The sequence below is a fragment of the Streptomyces sp. CLV115 genome, from assembly GCF_038448545.1.
Classification (GTDB): Bacteria; Actinomycetota; Actinomycetes; order Streptomycetales; family Streptomycetaceae; genus Streptomyces; species Streptomyces sanglieri.
This window is the reverse complement of sequence record NZ_JBCEWQ010000057.1, coordinates 1-15,403: the sequence shown is the minus strand read 5'-3', so window position 1 is coordinate 15,403 and position 15,403 is coordinate 1. Positions and strand designations below refer to the sequence as shown.

Genomic DNA, 15,403 nt, shown 5'->3' with positions numbered 1-15,403 from the left:
GAAATACCGGGCCGCCTTACGGAGGATGTCGCGTTCTTCCTCGAGTTCGCGGATCCTCTTGCGTGCTGCAGGGCCGGCTACCTCACCTATGACCGGCACAAGGCGTGCTCGGTCAGCAGCCTGCGGTTCGACATCATTGAGGTGCCCAGCGGGAAGCTGCTGGGCACGATGAACATCCGGGTCACTCAGCGCACCTCGCTCGCGGCCAGGGACTCACGGACCTGGAAGCACACCGTCGGTCTCTACCCGACCAGCGCCAGCGGGGCGGCCCGGGGCGTGATCGCAAGCCTGAAGCTGAACTGCGGCAAGTCCGCGAAGACCAAGTGCACGGTGACCTCCGCTCCCGGCGCCAAGGGCCTGTCGGTCAAGAAGGAAACCAGCTTCCCGTTCGCCCTGAAATCACCTGGGTCGAAGACGCTCAAGCACAAGGAAACACCCGTCGTCACCCTGAAGGCGGCCGTCGGGTCACCTGCGACCGGCAGTCTTGCGCAGGCCGCCACCGTGCGCTGTGACTCCGTCAAGGGGATCACGACCAAGGCAGGCGGATGCGTTCACCCGGCGTATGTTCCTGCCTTCGCGATGTCCCGCACCGACAAGAACGTCAAGGAAGCGGCGCAGCATGTCTGGGACGCGCAGCGCAAGCTGAAGGGCCATCCGGGGCTGCCCGGCGCGGGCAAGCCCCTGCACCGCACCACTGACAAGGAACTGATTAAGAAGAACCGCGGCAAGGCCTGCCCGAGCAGTCTGCCCCGCCCGACGGGCAAGAGCTGCGACGAGTACCCCTTCGCGTCGACCAAGGAAGGCGGAGCGACCGGTGTCTTCAGCCGCAGGATGATCAACGAGAAGCACAACAGTACCGCCGGCGGATCCAAGTACCTGCTCAAGGCGTACAAGGACAATAGGATCCTGAACGGCGACGCCTTCTGGGTCGCCATCTCCTGACGCCGAGGAGGCACCCGGTATGCCGGAAGAACGCGGGACCACCCATGTGTGGGTGTATGCCCGTCAGTTCTACATCGTCGACCCCGACCTCGGTACCGACCAGGCACCGGACATCGCGGACGCCGGCAACGGGCTGATCGCCGTCGAGGAGGACGGGGCCGGCATCCTGACCGGACTGACCGTCGGACCGGTCGAGGTCACCGTCACCACACACGCATCCGAGCCACCGCTCCACGAGGGCGACTGGGACGAGTCGGTGGAGACGTCGTTCATCTCCACCACCGGCTCGGCTCTCGTCACCTCCTGGGAGGACGGCGAAGCCGAGGACCTGCCCGACCTCGCCCCCAACGGACCGGGAACCTACCGCGTGCGTGTCCATGCCCGCGGCCGTGACGAGGGACGTGCCAAAGACAGTCTCGGCCCGGACGACGACCCGGTCGAGGTATACCTGCTTCAGGTGTGGCCCGCTCCCGCGGCCGGAGAACGGACCATCCGCCAGACCGACCAGGTCGGCGCCGAATGGCGCCAGCTCTAGAAGAACAACGGGTCCGCCGCCGCAAAGCGGCGGACCCGTCGCTGAAAGGCCAAGCCCAGAAATACCGCGGGTTCCACGCTATGCCGGGAGACGCAGCAGGAGGCCACGGCTGAGCTCCCATCCCCGCCGGGCTGACGTCGATGCTGGGGAACTGTGATTCACCGTGATTCACCGGTTCGGGTATTCGCCCACCGGGTCTGGCCGGGCTGGGGCAAGGTCGTAGGTGAGTCGGCCGGATCCATGAACGGGGCGGCGCTGCGGCGCCGCCCCGGCCTGCCTTTGACGTGTCATCGGCGTTCTGGCCGGTGGGGGAGGGGCGGAGTATGTGGGAGACCGAGGAGTTCGGCGGCGAGCATGAGGGCCGGCCCGGGGTTCTGCCGGCCGATGGCACGGAGCCGGGCCCGGTGTACTTCGATACCGGGAGCGGGTCGACCGGCTCCTGCGATTCGGCTGTTCTTGCGAGGCGCACGCCGGCACAACATGTCGGCGGGGCATCAATACGGAACCGGCTACGGAAACCCCCGCGACTCGCCTGCTCAGAACCAATGATCCGGTCATTGGTTTACGTTGCGGAGGGTCGACGTCCGGCCTGCCGGGGCCCGTTGTCAGTGGGTCGTCCTAGAGTCCTCATCATGAGCGAAGCCATGAGTGAATCCCTTTTTGCTGCCGTCATACTTGTCGCCGGCGCGGACCCCGCCGAGCGTGCCGCACGGGTCCGTTCGCTGATCGCCGACGGGGCGGATGTCTCGGCACGGGACGAGCGGGGAGCCACTCCGCTGCACCAGGCCATGGAGGCGACAGGCGACGACGGCCCGCTGCCGTGCCTGGAGGTCATACGGGCGCTGCTGGAGTGCGGCGCCGATGTGCACGCCACGGACAGCGAGGGTGTCACGCCCGCCGGATGGGTCGTCGCACGCAGCGGTTCGGAGGCGGAGGCACGACGGGTGCGGCGTACGGTGGAGGTGCTGGCACTGCTCGTGGAGCACGGTGCCCGGCTGGACGGCCCCAACGGGCTCGGCTCCGGCGGATCGCTCGCCCACCACAGCGGCGTGGCCCAGCCCGTTTACGCCTTCCTGCTCGACCACGGTGTATCGATCGACGCGGCCGACGACCGGGGAGACACCCCGCTGCACGCGGCCGTCCGTGCGCGGAGGCCGGAGCTGGTGAAACTGCTGCTGGAGCGCGGCGCCGACACTGCCGCGGTCGATGGCCTGGGTCGGACTCCCCTCGGGTTCGCGTTGCGGCTGCCGGAGTACAGCATGGATCAGCGGCAGGCACGGTCGGAGATCGTGGCTCTGCTGGAGGCTGCGGGTGCTCCGGCGCATGTGCGGTATCCCGTGGTGGAGGGCGGGCCGCTGCCCATCGACATGGATGCGGTCCGCCAGGTGGCCGGGGTGATACGTGCCGAGCAGGCCGCAGTGTGCGAGGCCGCCGGGGTCCCCGACGACTATGGCTGGCTTGCCCAGGTTGTGGAGCCGGACCTCGACAGCTACCAGGAGTTCGCCGCCCAGTTGGGGGGCGGCATCGACCCCGGCCTGATCGGCTTCGTCCCGGAGATGTGTGCCAAGGCCCTCGGCGACACCGGGGCCTCCCGCACCCTGCTCGGTGACCAGCTCGTGGACACGCCGTTCTTCCACCACGGTGACCTGGTCGTGAAGGGACATCTCCAGGTGGTGGCGCCCTTCGTGCTGACCGGCTCACTGACCGTCGAGGGCGTGCTGGCGGACTGCGGCCCCGATTCGGTCATGGCCGTCCGCGGCGATGTCACCGCCCGCGGGGTGTTCACCGACGGCGACATGGAATGCCGTGACATCCACGCCGAGGTCGTCTACGGCTCCTACAACGACCACACGCTCCAGGCAGGCACGATCCGCGCCCGCCTGGTTATCGAGGACGAACACGAGACGATCGCGACCGTGGAAGCGGACCTCTACTTCGACACGTTCGACTACCAGCAGGGATACGGCGACGGCGTACAGGAGCAGCTGCGCGAACTCCTCGTGGACGACGTCTTCGCCGCCGACGAGGACGAGGAAATGCTCGACCAGGCGCTGCTCATGACCCGGCTGAGTGAAGGGCTGCCCGTCTTCCGCGTGGACGCGGCTCCCGAGGGCCACTGAGCGAGGTTGGCCCAGGAATGGCGGCGGTCCGGCTTGGGGTGCATCCGGCCCCAGCAGCGGGCGAGGACCTCGCCGAAGCGGTCGTGGGTGCCGGTCGACTCCTGGACCGGGGCGGGATGGGTGGCGGGGCCGGCGAGGCGGAACTCCGCTCCGTGGCGGGGCGGGCGTCCGGGGTTGGTTCCGCGGCGAAGGCCGCAGTGGTGACAGCAGTACGCATGCGCATGGATCTCTCCCGGTGACAGAGGCCGTCCTCGACGGCCACTCGCCCCATCCCTCCCCGGCAGGCATACCACCTGCGCCGCTCTTGCCCGGCCGTCCCTCCGACGGCAGCATCCCGCGCCGCCGCCCAGGTGAACCCCTGAGCAGGGCCTGTGCGATCGCCCGCGTCTCCGGGCGCGTGGGAGTTCTCGCTTCCGTGTCCGGGATGGTTCTCAGTTCGGTGTCCGGTCTTGGGTGCTGTGGAGCGGGCCGATCGGGGTGTTTCTATGGGGTGTTGAGAAGTGGTGGCCGGGCGCTGGTGCTGGACAAGCAATGAGGATTGGCTGGTCACTGAGTGAGGAATACCTGGTCAGCGGAGTGGGAGATCCAAGAGGGTAGGGTCTTTCTTGATCGTTTTCTGTTGGGGCGGTGCTGCCCCGTTGGTAATGGCGGGGGCGCTGGGTGGGGTCGGTCGGGGCTGGGACGGATGCTGGCGTTTTGCGGCCGGTGGCGGTGCGGCGGTTGCTGGCGTTGGAGGGCCGGGGTGAGTTGACGCCAGGTCGGGGTAGGGGCCGTGGCCGGGCTGGGCGCTGTGGTGTTCCTGCTCGCCGGATCCCTTACGCTGCTCGTCCCTGGCTTCAGCCGCTACGGTGAGGCGGGGGCCCGTCCGCCGAAGCCCGCTATGCCCGGCCGGCCAGAGCCGTCCCAGGCCGCTGACCGACCGTGATCAGTGATCGACTGTGACCGACACCCCCGCAGGAGATTCCGCCATGAGCGTCAGTCAGGACAGTTCCGTGCCCACCGTCGAGCGGCCGGTTCCCGACCTGGACCTCGCGCGCCGGCTCGTGCGCGAGCAGTTCCCCCGGTGGGCCGAGCTGCCGCTTTGCCCGGTCGAGCCGCAGGGCTGGGACAACCGGACGTTCCGCCTTGGCTCCGACCTTGCGGTCAGGATTCCCAGCGCGCGGGGTTACGACGCCCAGGTCGAGAAGGAGCACCGCTGGCTGCCGGTGCTCGCCGGGGTGCTGCCACTGCCGATCCCGAAGCCTGTCGCCAAGGGCGTGCCAAGCCCGCTGTTCGACGGTCCGTGGTCGGTGTATGCCTGGTACCCCGGGCGGACGCTGAATCGCGCCGGTGCCGGGGAAGCCGATCTGGCCGCTGTCGCGGTGGGCTTGGGTGAGTTCCTGATGGCCCTGCGTGCCGTACCGACGCAGGACGCCCCGCTGCCAGGGGCGCACAACTGCTTGCGTGGCGCCGAATTCACCGTCTACGCCGACGAGGCCGTCCTGGCTCTCGCCGGGCTCGCGCCCGAGGTGCGGGAGATGGGCGAGCGGTGCGTCCGCCGTGCCACGGAGTCTTCGTGGAACGGGGCACCGGTGTGGCTGCACGGCGACATCGCGCCCGGAAACCTGCTGCTGAGCGAGGGGCGGCTCTCGTCGGTCATCGACTTCGGTTGCTCCGCCGTCGGGGACCCCGCCTGCGACCTGGTGGCCGCGTGGACGATGTTCGACCGCGAGACGCGTCCGCTGTTCGTCCGCGCGGCCGGTCTGGACCAGGACACCTGGCACCGTGCCCAGGGTTGGGCGGTGTGGAAGGCGGCAATCACCCTCGCCGGGGCCGACAGCACGCCCGAGGCGCGGTCGCTGTCGGAGCGAACCCTCACCGAGCTGGCCGAGGACATCGCGCAGCAAGCCTGAATCGGGGCGTTCACGAGCGCTGCTGAACCGCCCGCTGCGCCCAGAACCGCGCCCGGCTCGTACAGGCGCTCTACACACGGCTGGACCGCCTCACAGAACCCCTCCCGCCCACCAGGTAGCCCGCACAGGGGCGCGATCCCGCTGGCCCGGAACAAGCCGGCCAGTCCCTTGCGCCTCGGCGTCGCCGGGCCAGCCCCGACCACCGCAGGCCAGGGCCAACATGCTGCTCTGGACCACGATCCCGGCCCCCGCACCGAAACCCCGTGCACATCCCGGGGACTCCGGCAAGCAGACTCGGTTGGTGGCTGCTTGCCGTCGAGCGCTGACGGACCGCCCGAGCGGGCTGACACTCCGGGGCCTGCTTGATTCCCTTGCCCGGTGGGAAGCACCGTCTGCGACGGCGGCAGACGTCGCGCTGATGAGTTGAGACGTCGAACATCTCCCTCAACGGCATGGGTGCCTCGTGCGTTGCGGCCTTCCCGCCGTCACCCGATCGGTGGCCGCTCTGAGAACGCTCAATGGCCCTGGGAAGGAGAACGAGATCACGCGACGCCGTAAATCCTCAGCGGGTAGCATGCCATTATGCGCAGTCACCGGAAAGCAATTCAAAATCCGATCGTCGCGAAGCACATGAACAGATTCTTCAAGGGGGTGACGGTGCACGAGAGGAAAGATCCCAGCCTGATGGCGAAGGCATACGCGCGGCACTTGTTCCATGAGCGGCGCCGGGAACTGGTCGATGACAAGAAACTATCTCACTCCCCATTTTATGTTGGCCTGGGAGTGAGTGAAGGCGGATTTGAACGCCTCACCAAACGAAGCCTGCTCGTATCCGACACCCTATTGTTAGCGCATCATGGACCAGGGAGTGTGCACGAGCTCGTTCAAATTCCCCCGAGAATTGACCCCATCGAACGCATCTTTGCGCCCAGGAGAAGCACTTCCTTTGACCCTCAGACTGGAATTACTGTAACCGAATGGCCAGATAGACTCGCTCTGGTGTGCGACAATATTTTCACTTTAGGGCAGTGGCTCACCAATTCCGAGCCCCTGCTCAGATCTGGACTCGTTTGGTATCTACCCAAATACTCGATCCAAAGCGAGCGTAGCGTTATTCACGCCAGCCCAGGAGATGTAAGTCGCACCGACAGTCAAGCCAGCCCCGTTCGGACGGCACTCGACTTCTTAGTACGAGACGGAAGAGTCATCGAGGAGGTGGAAGGCTCCGGCAATGGACCGGTACAGAGCCGCGTGGTGCGCCCTATTCTCCAGATGGACCTTCCATTCATCGACGGCGTATCGATGGCTACCGCTAGTCGCATCACGGTCGAGCAATTCGGCTCCTACCGTGCGGCCAAAAGATTCTTGCAGCAAAGCATCGCAGATCTCGATGGAGCCGTTCAAAGTGACCACATGGAGCACGAACTGCGCAAGATCGGGAATCAGCTGGAAGACGAGATCAGGCGCGTTCAGTCACAAATGAATATTGCCCGCAGAAAGCGCGCAATATCGGTTACTGGCGCAGTTATTGGAACTGTAGGAGCCGTGCTTGTCGCAGTCTATGGGCCAGCCATGACAGCGGCGCTTCCTCTCATCGGCGCGGCCGGGGCCGGTGGGGTTTGGGAAATCATCCGGAATACCGCAGAGAACAGTCCGAGGACGCTACGCGACGACCAGTGGTATTACATGTGGCTCATGGCGAAGAACAGCAACACGTACACCATTTGAGAGGAAAGTGCCCGGGATGGAAGGACGAGTTGGCCGAGCGATGGAAAGCCGCCCGCCAGGATGGCGCACCGCCGCCCCAGCACCGGCCGGCCCCGGCCGACTTCGCCCAGGAGATGCTCGACTTCGGCCGACCCGACGGCAGCGGGGCGGGACAGGATCACCCTGCCCGGTCCCGCCGCTCGTTCCCACTCATTGACTACCAGCGCATCCCGAGCTGATCGAGATCGGTCCGGCGTTGTTCGGGGAGTTTGGCGGCGCGTTTGCGGACGTTGTCGAGCCAGGTGCCGAGCTTGACCACCACGGCCCCGCCAGCGTCGCCCTGACGGACCGACAGTGCGTCCTGCGCCTCCAGCTCCTCGACGTGCTTCCGGGGGACTCGCAGGTGTCCTTCACGGGCGTGGAACTGCCGCGCTGCTGCCAGGTTGGCCGCCCATTTCGCGTTCTGCGTCTGTTTCACCGGCCGCTCATGTTCCTCGGCCGGCTGGAGCCCGAGGGTGTTCTCCAGGATCCACTGCTGCACAGGAAGAAGCTGCTCCCACCCGAGCCGCTGCGCGGTGACCCACCGTCCGAGGTCTTCGCCCTGGACGACGACGTCGCCCGCGGCCTCCGGGAGGGTGCCGCCGGCCTGGACGTGGTTCTGGACGAGGCGGTAGCAGCGCTGCCACCCGGTGTCCCAGACCGGGCACCACCCCGGGTCGATCGCGTCCAGCTCGTCCCGCCGCGCCTCGGGCATCGCACCGGCCGCCGAAGGGACGGGGAGGCCCGCCGCGCGTAGTTCCTCGTTCTCCCGCGCCCGGCGGGCCGCAGCGCGGGCGTTCTTCGCCCACACCCCGATCGGATGCCCGTCCCAGACTGCGGTGGTTGGTGGGAGGAAGTGGCCGTGCACTGCGGCGTATTCCTTGGCGACGGCGATCCCGTCCGACCAGGCCGCGTCCTGCTCGGACCAGACCATCCCGAGCTTCTCCAGCTCGGCGACCCGCCCGGCCTCCAGCGTCCCGGCCGCATACGCGCGTCGCTGCTCGTTGATCCACTGTCCGAGCGGATATCCGCCCCCCCGCCCCAGTCCTCCGGCGTGACGGCCGTGTATGGCACCCGCAGCACGGTGTTCCCGGTCTCGCGCAGCCACCGCCGGCCGCCTCGATCCCACGCCGCCAGTACGCCCCTTCCGGGTCGATGACCCGCAGCCGCACGAACCGGGCCAGGGTGGCGGGGTCGCGGTCCTCGCTGAACCGCACCACCCCGGCCGCTGCCGCGCTGAGCGCCGCCGGCCCGGCCCCGTTCTCCAGGACGTCCCCGTCGCCGGCGTCCTCACCGTCGTGCTCCTGGTCCTGGTCGTCGATGTCCTCCCGCCCGCTGCGCACGCGGGGATCGGCGAGTGCCTCGATGGTGTCCGTGTCGTGTGCCCGCAGGGCCCCGAGGACCTTCGAGAGGGTCTTGTAGGCGTCCGATGTCACCATTTCATCGCCGCTTTCGCCCGGCCCGAGGAATACCGGCACGATCAAAGTGGCGAGTTTCCCGCGCCCGGGACGGGTCCGCAGCGCACGTCCGACCATTTGCACGATGTCAACCATCGACCCACGCGCGTCCGCGAAAAGCACCGCATCGCACTCCGCCGTGTCCACCCCTTCCCCGAGCACCTTCACCGAGCTGAGAACACGCAGCGCGGCCCGGATATCAGAATCGCCGCCCAGAAAATCGGACGCGAATTCGTCCAGGACCCTTCGGCGGTGGGCGGGGGAGTGCTCGCCGTAGAGCCAGTCCGCCCACACCCGGCCCGTCGGCGGGTACACCTCCGGGTCGTCCTCGGACAGGGCGGCGGCGACCGCCGGCACCCCGGCCGCCATCGCCTCCGCCTCCCCGACCCGCGAGTGGAACGACAGCACGCGCCGGATCCGTTCCTCGGCCGCGGCCCGCATCAACCCGGCCTGGATCGCCGCCATCCGCGCCCCGCGCACCGCCTTTGACCCGAGCCCCTCGTCCAGGAGCGCGGCGTGGAGCTCCGGATCACGGATGTGGGAGTTCTCGCTTCCGTGTCCGGGATTGTTCTCAGTCTGGTGTCCGGCCTTGGGTGCCGTGGGCCGGGCCGATCGGGGGTGTTCTATGGGGTGATGAGCAGTGATGGCCCGGCGCTGGTGCTGGACAAGCAGTGAGGATTTCCTGGTCATTGGGCGAGGATTACCGGGTCAGGGAAGCGAGAGCTCCCAGGAAGCAGTGGGTCGCGTCGGCGGGGCCGCGCGCGGGCCGGGCCTGGTGCCGGCCGCGCCCAGCGAAGCAGGCATCATTCGCCGATCAATGCCTTGTAGCCATCGGCGTCCAGGAGCCTGTCGAGTTGACTGCGGTCGGAAGGGCGCAGTTGGTAAATCCACGCGTCGTACGGCTCTGAGTTGATCAGTTCGGGGCTGGCGGCGAGCTCATCGTTGACCGCGATGACCTCGCCGGCAACAGGGGTGTAAGTGTCCGATGCGGCCTTGACCGACTCGACCACACCCACCGCGTCGCCGGCACCGCACACCCTTCCGACCTCCGGGGGCTCCACGAACACAACATCCCCCAGCGTCTCCTGGGCGTAATCGCTGAGCCCAACGGTCACGAGGCCGTCGGCCTCCAGGCGGGCCCATTCGTGGGACTCCGCGAATCGCAGGAATCCCGGAACGTCTGACATGTCTTCCCTCGCTCTGCAGTGGCTTGGCGGCATGGGTCGTTCACCACAGTGGTGACAGCCCATTGCCATGATCAGCAAAAGACTTAACCCCACGTCACTAATGCGCTGCGTTCACCCGAACGGGTCCGCGTCACCGGATGCGCGATCGGGCACCTGTCGACCAGTCCCTCGCGCGCGTCGGTGAGGCCGCGTAACGCTGGGGGTGGTTAGTTGTGGTGTGGAGTGGCCTGGGGTGTCGCGGATCGGGTGAGATCGGGTTGTGGTGATTTTGGTCTGGGTGGGGGTCTGGCCTGGGGTTGTGTCAACTTCGTTGTGAGTGAGGAGGCTTGTCGCATGCGGCTTCTGCCTCTAATGGCACCGTTTGTGTTTTTCTTGCAGGTCAGTGGCTTTCCTGGGCGGTGCGGTGGCAGGGGCAGGGCCGTCGTGTACGGGGACGGCATCGAAGACTGAGTGCGGTTGGACCCGCTTGCTCGCGTTGAGATTCCGAGGTGTGGCCACCGTGCTTGCCCGCACGGCTGACGGTCCGGCAAGCAGGAGGCAGCGGGCGCTCCGGCCATTAGGATGCGAGGGCCCGCGTCCGCGGTCCGTGGTCATCGTCTTCGAGGGCGGCCAGGCCGACCGGGCTGTCGATGGCGAACCGACCGCCGTGCCCCGCGCACTATCGAGAACCCGTCCTGGGAAGTGTTCGTCGCTCGCGACCAGGGCGCGGTTTTCAGTGATGCTCTCTGAACCCTCTTTGGTCCGGCCAGCGGCGTCAGGGCTTCTTCATGCAGGGCGTGCGGACGAAGACCGCGGCGAGCGCCACTGTGAAGGGAAGGACGGTGAGTACCAGCAGGACCGGGCGGTAGGAACCGGAATGTTCTCTGCCGAAGGCGAGTACCAGGGGACCGAATGCCGAAGCACCGACCATCACGGCGTGGACGACTCCGCGAATTGCTCCGAGATGTTCCAGGCCGAAGCATCGAGGGAAAACGACGGCCTCAAGCGTCCGGACGCCGTGGCCGACGGCCCCGAGCGCGAGGCTGTAGCCCACCACGGAGATTCCCGGTTGCACCCACCCCGCAGCCGCGGTCAAGGCAGCGAGCAGCAGCATGACCGAGATGATCAGGATGAGGTCGGAGATCTGGTCGGCAAGCCAGCCGAGTAGCAGGGTAGCGGCGAGGCCGGCAACCATCTGAGGCAGGAAGGTGGCCGCGGCCTGGGTGGTGCTGAGGCCACGCTCACCGAGCAGGGACAGCTGGTGAAAGTTGAGTCCGGTGCCGATGAGGCTGCAGACTCCCACCCCCAGCGTGACCACCCAGAAAATGCCTGTCCGCAGCGCCTGCCGCAAGGACAGGTCAGCGACCGCTGGCTCGTTCTCCTGGGTTCCGGCGTTGCCGGCTTCGTTTTTCATTTCCGAGTGGGCAGTGCCGTCCGCCAGCGGGTTCGTGCCGGTTCGGGGGCCGGGCGGGAGGAACAGGGCGGCCGGAACGACCAGCACCAGGACGGCGAGTCCCTCCAGGAGCAGGGCCGTGCGCCACCCCTGGTCATGGATGATGCGTTCCAGGGCTAACGGGGCGAGCGAGATGACTGCTGTACCGATGGCCGAGGTGATGCCCATGGCAAGTCCCCGGCGTCGCTCCACATAGACCGCCACGGTCGTGGTGGCGACGAGGCTGAGCGCGCCTTGACCACCGACGCGCATGCCGATGAAGGCTGCCGTGAGGCTGGGGACGTCCGCGATCAGACTCGAGGCGGTCAGGACTGCGCCGAAGCACAGAGCGATGGTGCTCATGAGGACGCGTGGGCTGAAGCGGTCGATGAGCCTGCCGAGAAACGGCATGACCAGGCCGCCCGAGAGGGAGCCGATGAGATAGGCGGTGGAGACGGCTGAACGGGTCACCCCGAGATCGTCGATGAGCGGGTCGACGAAGGCTGAGACTGCCGTGGTCTGCCCGGGTGCGGTGAGAGAGAAAGCGATGGCACAGATGGCGACGACCCGAGCAGCGGACGGCTGAACTGTACGCGGGCCGTGCTGCACTGGCCTGGTGCGGGAGAAAGTACCGAAGGGCACGAATAGATCCTTCGTGGTGGTGAACTGCAATGGACCTGGACCTGGCAGTCGCGGACCCGACCCGCCTGTCGGACGACGAACCACACATCGGTACACGAAAGGCTGTGGCGACGGACAGAGGCCCGACACCGTCACGCTACGGCGCCTGCCGGACAGTCAAAAGCCGTTTTTCTGCCCCTATGCGCGAGTGCGTCCACGGCGCTCCTGGTGCAGGGTCGGCGGGCTGGCCTTCGACCTGCTGCACAGGGGCGGCACGGACCTGACCGGGTGGCCGTACGAGCGCCGCCGGAACGCTCTGGAGGAGTTGTTCGCCGAGCACCGGCTGACGGATCCGCTCACGCTGGGCCCGTCGACCACCGACCCGGCGGCGGTGCGGGAGTGGCTGGGCTGGGCCGCGGTCGGGGTGGAGGGGCTGGTCTGCAAGCGGCGGGACGAGCGGTACCGTCCCGGCCGCCGGGCCTGGCGCAAATACCGGGTCCGGGAGACCACGGAGGCGATTGTGGGCGCGGTGTCAGAGTCGTTGTTCTCCCCGGAGACGCTGTTGCTGGCCCGGTACGACACCGCCGGGCAGCTGCGGTACGTCGGGCGGAGCACCGTCCTGAACGACCGGGTGGCCAGGAGCGTGGCGGACAGGCTGGTGCCGGCCGCCGGTCCGCATCCGTGGGAGGGGTGGACCTTCGCGCGGAGGTGGGGCAGTACAGATCTGCTCGATGTCGTCCTGGTGCGGCCGGACGTCGTGGTGGAGGTGGCGGTGGATACCTCGACCGACCGCTCGGGACGGTGGCGTCACCCCGTCAGGATGCACCGCGTCCGTACCGACCTGACACCCGCGGACGTCGAGCCCCCAGAGGGTGCCGGTCAGCTCTGCGTCGCTGAGGATGCCGGGGTTGTCCCTCTGGGTGGCGATCAGGGCGCTGGTGGGCGTTGTCACGTTGGCTGACCGGCCTGGGATGATCTCATGAAAGACCGCTTCACCATCTGGAACGAGATCACTGCCACCACCGGACACCCCGCCCCGATGGCCTGAACCACACCCCGGACCGGGCAGAGCGGCCCGGAACGGCCTCGGCATGCCAAGGGCCGGAAGCCTCTCGCTCAACCTGACAATGCCTCACTGTGGTCATGCCGCCGGATGTTAGAGGCCGCCTCCGACAGCCATGTACACCCCAGTGCCTGCCCGTCGATGGGCGCCTGCCTCAGATCGGCGGGAACATGACTGGTCACAGCGTTGCAGGCGTTCCTGGAACCGCCGTGCCGTCCTCGGTCCGGCCGGTGAACTCCCGTAGCCGATTGCGTAGTTTCCCGGATGTCTCCGTGGCCCGGTCTCTGTGATTGTGGGTGCCTTGTGGAACGAACGGCGTAGAGGGGCGGGTTATGGACCGGCTTGGAGACATCACCGCACCGCGGGAACCAGATCGGGTGCGGGGTGCCACCGGCGCGGTGAGGCGGGTCGTACTGCCTCGTGGTTACGAGACCGTCGGCGCGCGCGAGGCGGAGGAACGCTTCGGTCTGTCCGCCGACGTGGACGACCCGGACCCCGGTCACGCGCCGACGGTCCGTCTGTACGGCACCGGCCTGCACATCCGGGGCGACCTGGTCGCCCCGGATGGGGACGGGAAGTGCGCGGACAACATCGTCGTGGACGGCGACCTGGTCATCGACGGTGCCCTCAAATGGTGGGAGGGGGAGGATCCGGATGGACCGCACAAGTTTCTGCTGGTGACCGGGGATCTGAAGGCACACTCGGTCCACCTCGGCGAACGCGTCGACCTCGTCGTGCGCGGGGATATGGAGGTGACCGGCGGAGTCCACGCCCGGAGCGTCGGCGAAGATCCGATGGACGGCGATACGACGCTGACGGCCCGGAACGTGTACGCCCGGTACGTGTCGCTGCACGGGCACGTCGACATGGCGGTGCGCGGGGATCTGGGGGTGGACGGCTCCATCCTGTGCCGTGGCGTGGACGACCGTGGATCGCTGTCCGTGGCTGGGCGCACCAGGGCCGGGGAACTGGTCACGGCCGACTGGTTCACCGTGACACTGACAGGGCCGCGGGAGGTCGCCCGCAGCGCGGAGGTACATCTGGAAGACCTGCGGGACCTGACGGAACTGCGAGAGGAGATCCGGCCCGAACTGCTCGGCGACGCCGAGGACACCTGGGACCTCGCGGACCGGATAGAGGCGGCGTGGGCGGCCGGGCTGCCCCTGCTGCGTGACACCCCGGGCCCGCTCCTGGCCGCCTCGGCGCGGGAGGTGGAGCGACTGCGGGAGGAGGCCGCGCAGGTTACCGAACTTGACCTGGCCGCCCATCGTGCTTTGTGGCAGAGCCCTGAGGGTGTACTGGACTTCACCGCCCTGCGCAGGCTCCGGCTCGCGGGCCGGAGCAGTCCGGACCGGCTGCTGCCGCGGCTGGCGGAGCTTGCGTACCTCGAAGAGCTGGACATCTCCGGCATGGCGCTGGAGGAACTGCCCGAGGCGATCGCGCGTCTGCCCCGGCTGAAGGTCCTCGACATCTCCGGCAACCCCTTCCGCGCCCTGCCCGACCAGCTCGGCGGCTTCACCGGACTGCGGGTACTGCGCGCCCGCGACCTCTGTTGCCCGCTCCCCCACACGCTGTCCCGGCTGCCTGCCCTGGAAGAACTCGACCTGTCGTGGCTGCAGCCCGCACCTGCCGGCCGCCTCGACAACGACCCGTACCTCGTACCGTTCCCCCGCATCGTGACCCGGCTGCCTGCGCTGCGCAGCCTCAACCTGTACGGGGCCGTGCTGGATTCAGTACACGACGACCTGCTGCGGGCCACCGCCCTGGAGGAACTGGACCTCGGCGGCGCACTGGGCCGGGTAGAGAGTCTGCCCGAGCTGTCGCGGCTTCCCCGGCTGCGGACCCTGCGCATGAACGGGAACGCAGGCAACGCGGACCGGGCCCCCGCCCCGCACCTGCTCGACCGCGTCTGGGAGGTCACCACGCTCGAAGAGCTGGCGCTCGACTGCTGGGGCGAGGAGACCTGCCGCGACCCGCGGACCGGACGGTACGACACCCTCCGGCCGCCGCTGACACTGCCAAACGACGCCTTCGCCCGTATGCCCCGCCTACGCGTACTGAACCTGGAGTTCAGTCGCCCGACGACGCTGCCCGAGTCGTTCTACGCGCTCACCGCACTCGAGGACGTCCAGGTCGACTTCAGCGCCCTGGACGCGCCGACCCGGCAGCGCCTGGCCTCCCTCGCCCGCAGCGAACCGGACAACCCCGCCCGGGACTGGATCCGCGCCCTCCAGGCCCGGCTGCTCCTCAAGGCGGGCCGCCCCGACGATGCGTACCGGCTCACCGAGCGGATCCTCACCCGGCGCCCCGGCTTCCGCGGCCTCGCCGGCATCGTCGGCACCGCCGACTACCGAACGTGGCGGGACAGAGCAGCGGGACAGTGACGAGAGCGAAGTTGCGCCGGTTGGTCGGGCGCCCAACCCGGCCGG

At 68.1% G+C, this 15,403-nt stretch carries 10 protein-coding genes and 1 pseudogene; 7 read left to right on the top strand and 4 right to left on the bottom strand.

Translation table 11 applies throughout. The annotated features are described in order from the left end of the window. Positions 1 to 276 precede the first annotated feature (276 nt). The 5 genes from AADR41_RS20520 (at position 277) to AADR41_RS20500 (ending at position 7,217) form a co-directional block, all read left to right on the top strand. Positions 277 to 942, top strand: coding sequence for a NucA/NucB deoxyribonuclease domain-containing protein (locus tag AADR41_RS20520; protein ID WP_342282841.1), 666 nt, complete (start codon positions 277 to 279; stop codon positions 940 to 942). Between the two features lie 19 nt (positions 943 to 961). Next, positions 962 to 1,477, top strand: a complete 516-nt coding sequence (locus tag AADR41_RS20515) for a hypothetical protein (RefSeq protein WP_342282840.1) — start codon at positions 962 to 964, stop codon at positions 1,475 to 1,477. Positions 1,478 to 2,109: 632 nt separating this feature from the next. Then, complete coding sequence (locus tag AADR41_RS20510; protein WP_342282839.1) at positions 2,110 to 3,597, top strand: ankyrin repeat domain-containing protein; 1,488 nt, start codon at positions 2,110 to 2,112, stop codon at positions 3,595 to 3,597. A 968-nt stretch (positions 3,598 to 4,565) separates the two neighbouring features. Beyond that, the gene (locus tag AADR41_RS20505) at positions 4,566 to 5,489 is read left to right on the top strand and encodes an aminoglycoside phosphotransferase family protein (RefSeq protein ID WP_342282838.1); all 924 of its coding nucleotides are present in this window, start codon (positions 4,566 to 4,568) and stop codon (positions 5,487 to 5,489) included. Positions 5,490 to 6,071: 582 nt separating this feature from the next. Continuing rightward, a complete protein-coding gene (locus AADR41_RS20500) occupies positions 6,072 to 7,217 on the top strand; it encodes a hypothetical protein (RefSeq protein WP_342282837.1) in 1,146 nt (381 codons plus the stop codon). Positions 7,218 to 7,413: 196 nt separating this feature from the next. Here the strand turns inward: AADR41_RS20500 and AADR41_RS20495 are convergent, their stop codons facing one another. From AADR41_RS20495 to AADR41_RS20480, 4 genes and pseudogenes are all read right to left on the bottom strand, one after another. Beyond that, entirely contained in the window at positions 7,414 to 8,343 is a 930-nt protein-coding gene (locus tag AADR41_RS20495; protein WP_342282836.1) for a helicase associated domain-containing protein, read from the bottom strand. Between the two features lie 463 nt (positions 8,344 to 8,806). Beyond that, positions 8,807 to 9,061 (bottom strand): annotated as a pseudogene (locus AADR41_RS20490) (helicase); the annotation flags it as partial. 434 nt (positions 9,062 to 9,495) lie between these two features. Beyond that, positions 9,496 to 9,879 carry a glycine cleavage system protein GcvH gene (gcvH, locus tag AADR41_RS20485; RefSeq protein ID WP_342282835.1) on the bottom strand — a complete coding sequence of 128 codons (384 nt, stop codon included), beginning with the start codon at positions 9,877 to 9,879 and terminating at the stop codon, positions 9,496 to 9,498. Positions 9,880 to 10,633: 754 nt separating this feature from the next. Further along, the gene (locus AADR41_RS20480) at positions 10,634 to 11,962 is read right to left on the bottom strand and encodes an MFS transporter (RefSeq protein WP_342282834.1); all 1,329 of its coding nucleotides are present in this window, start codon (positions 11,960 to 11,962) and stop codon (positions 10,634 to 10,636) included. A gap of 157 nt (positions 11,963 to 12,119) precedes the next feature. On the opposite strand from AADR41_RS20480, the gene AADR41_RS20475 reads away from it, so the two are divergent. Together AADR41_RS20475 and AADR41_RS20470 are read left to right on the top strand one after the other, a co-directional pair. Continuing rightward, positions 12,120 to 12,872 (top strand): ATP-dependent DNA ligase, encoded by a 753-nt coding sequence (locus tag AADR41_RS20475; protein ID WP_342282833.1) that lies wholly within the window; start codon positions 12,120 to 12,122, stop codon positions 12,870 to 12,872. A gap of 434 nt (positions 12,873 to 13,306) precedes the next feature. Beyond that, complete coding sequence (locus AADR41_RS20470; RefSeq protein ID WP_342282832.1) at positions 13,307 to 15,358, top strand: leucine-rich repeat domain-containing protein; 2,052 nt, start codon at positions 13,307 to 13,309, stop codon at positions 15,356 to 15,358. Positions 15,359 to 15,403: the final 45 nt, after the last annotated feature.

Coding starts and splice junctions, on each gene's coding strand:
- AADR41_RS20515 (WP_342282840.1), top strand. CDS start 962: ATGCCGGAAGAACGCGGGACCACCCATGTGTGGGTGTATGCCCGTCAG.
- AADR41_RS20470 (WP_342282832.1), top strand. CDS start 13,307: ATGGACCGGCTTGGAGACATCACCGCACCGCGGGAACCAGATCGGGTG.
- AADR41_RS20510 (WP_342282839.1), top strand. CDS start 2,110: ATGAGCGAAGCCATGAGTGAATCCCTTTTTGCTGCCGTCATACTTGTC.
- AADR41_RS20500 (WP_342282837.1), top strand. CDS start 6,072: ATGCGCAGTCACCGGAAAGCAATTCAAAATCCGATCGTCGCGAAGCAC.
- gcvH (WP_342282835.1), bottom strand. CDS start 9,879: ATGTCAGACGTTCCGGGATTCCTGCGATTCGCGGAGTCCCACGAATGG.
- AADR41_RS20505 (WP_342282838.1), top strand. CDS start 4,566: ATGAGCGTCAGTCAGGACAGTTCCGTGCCCACCGTCGAGCGGCCGGTT.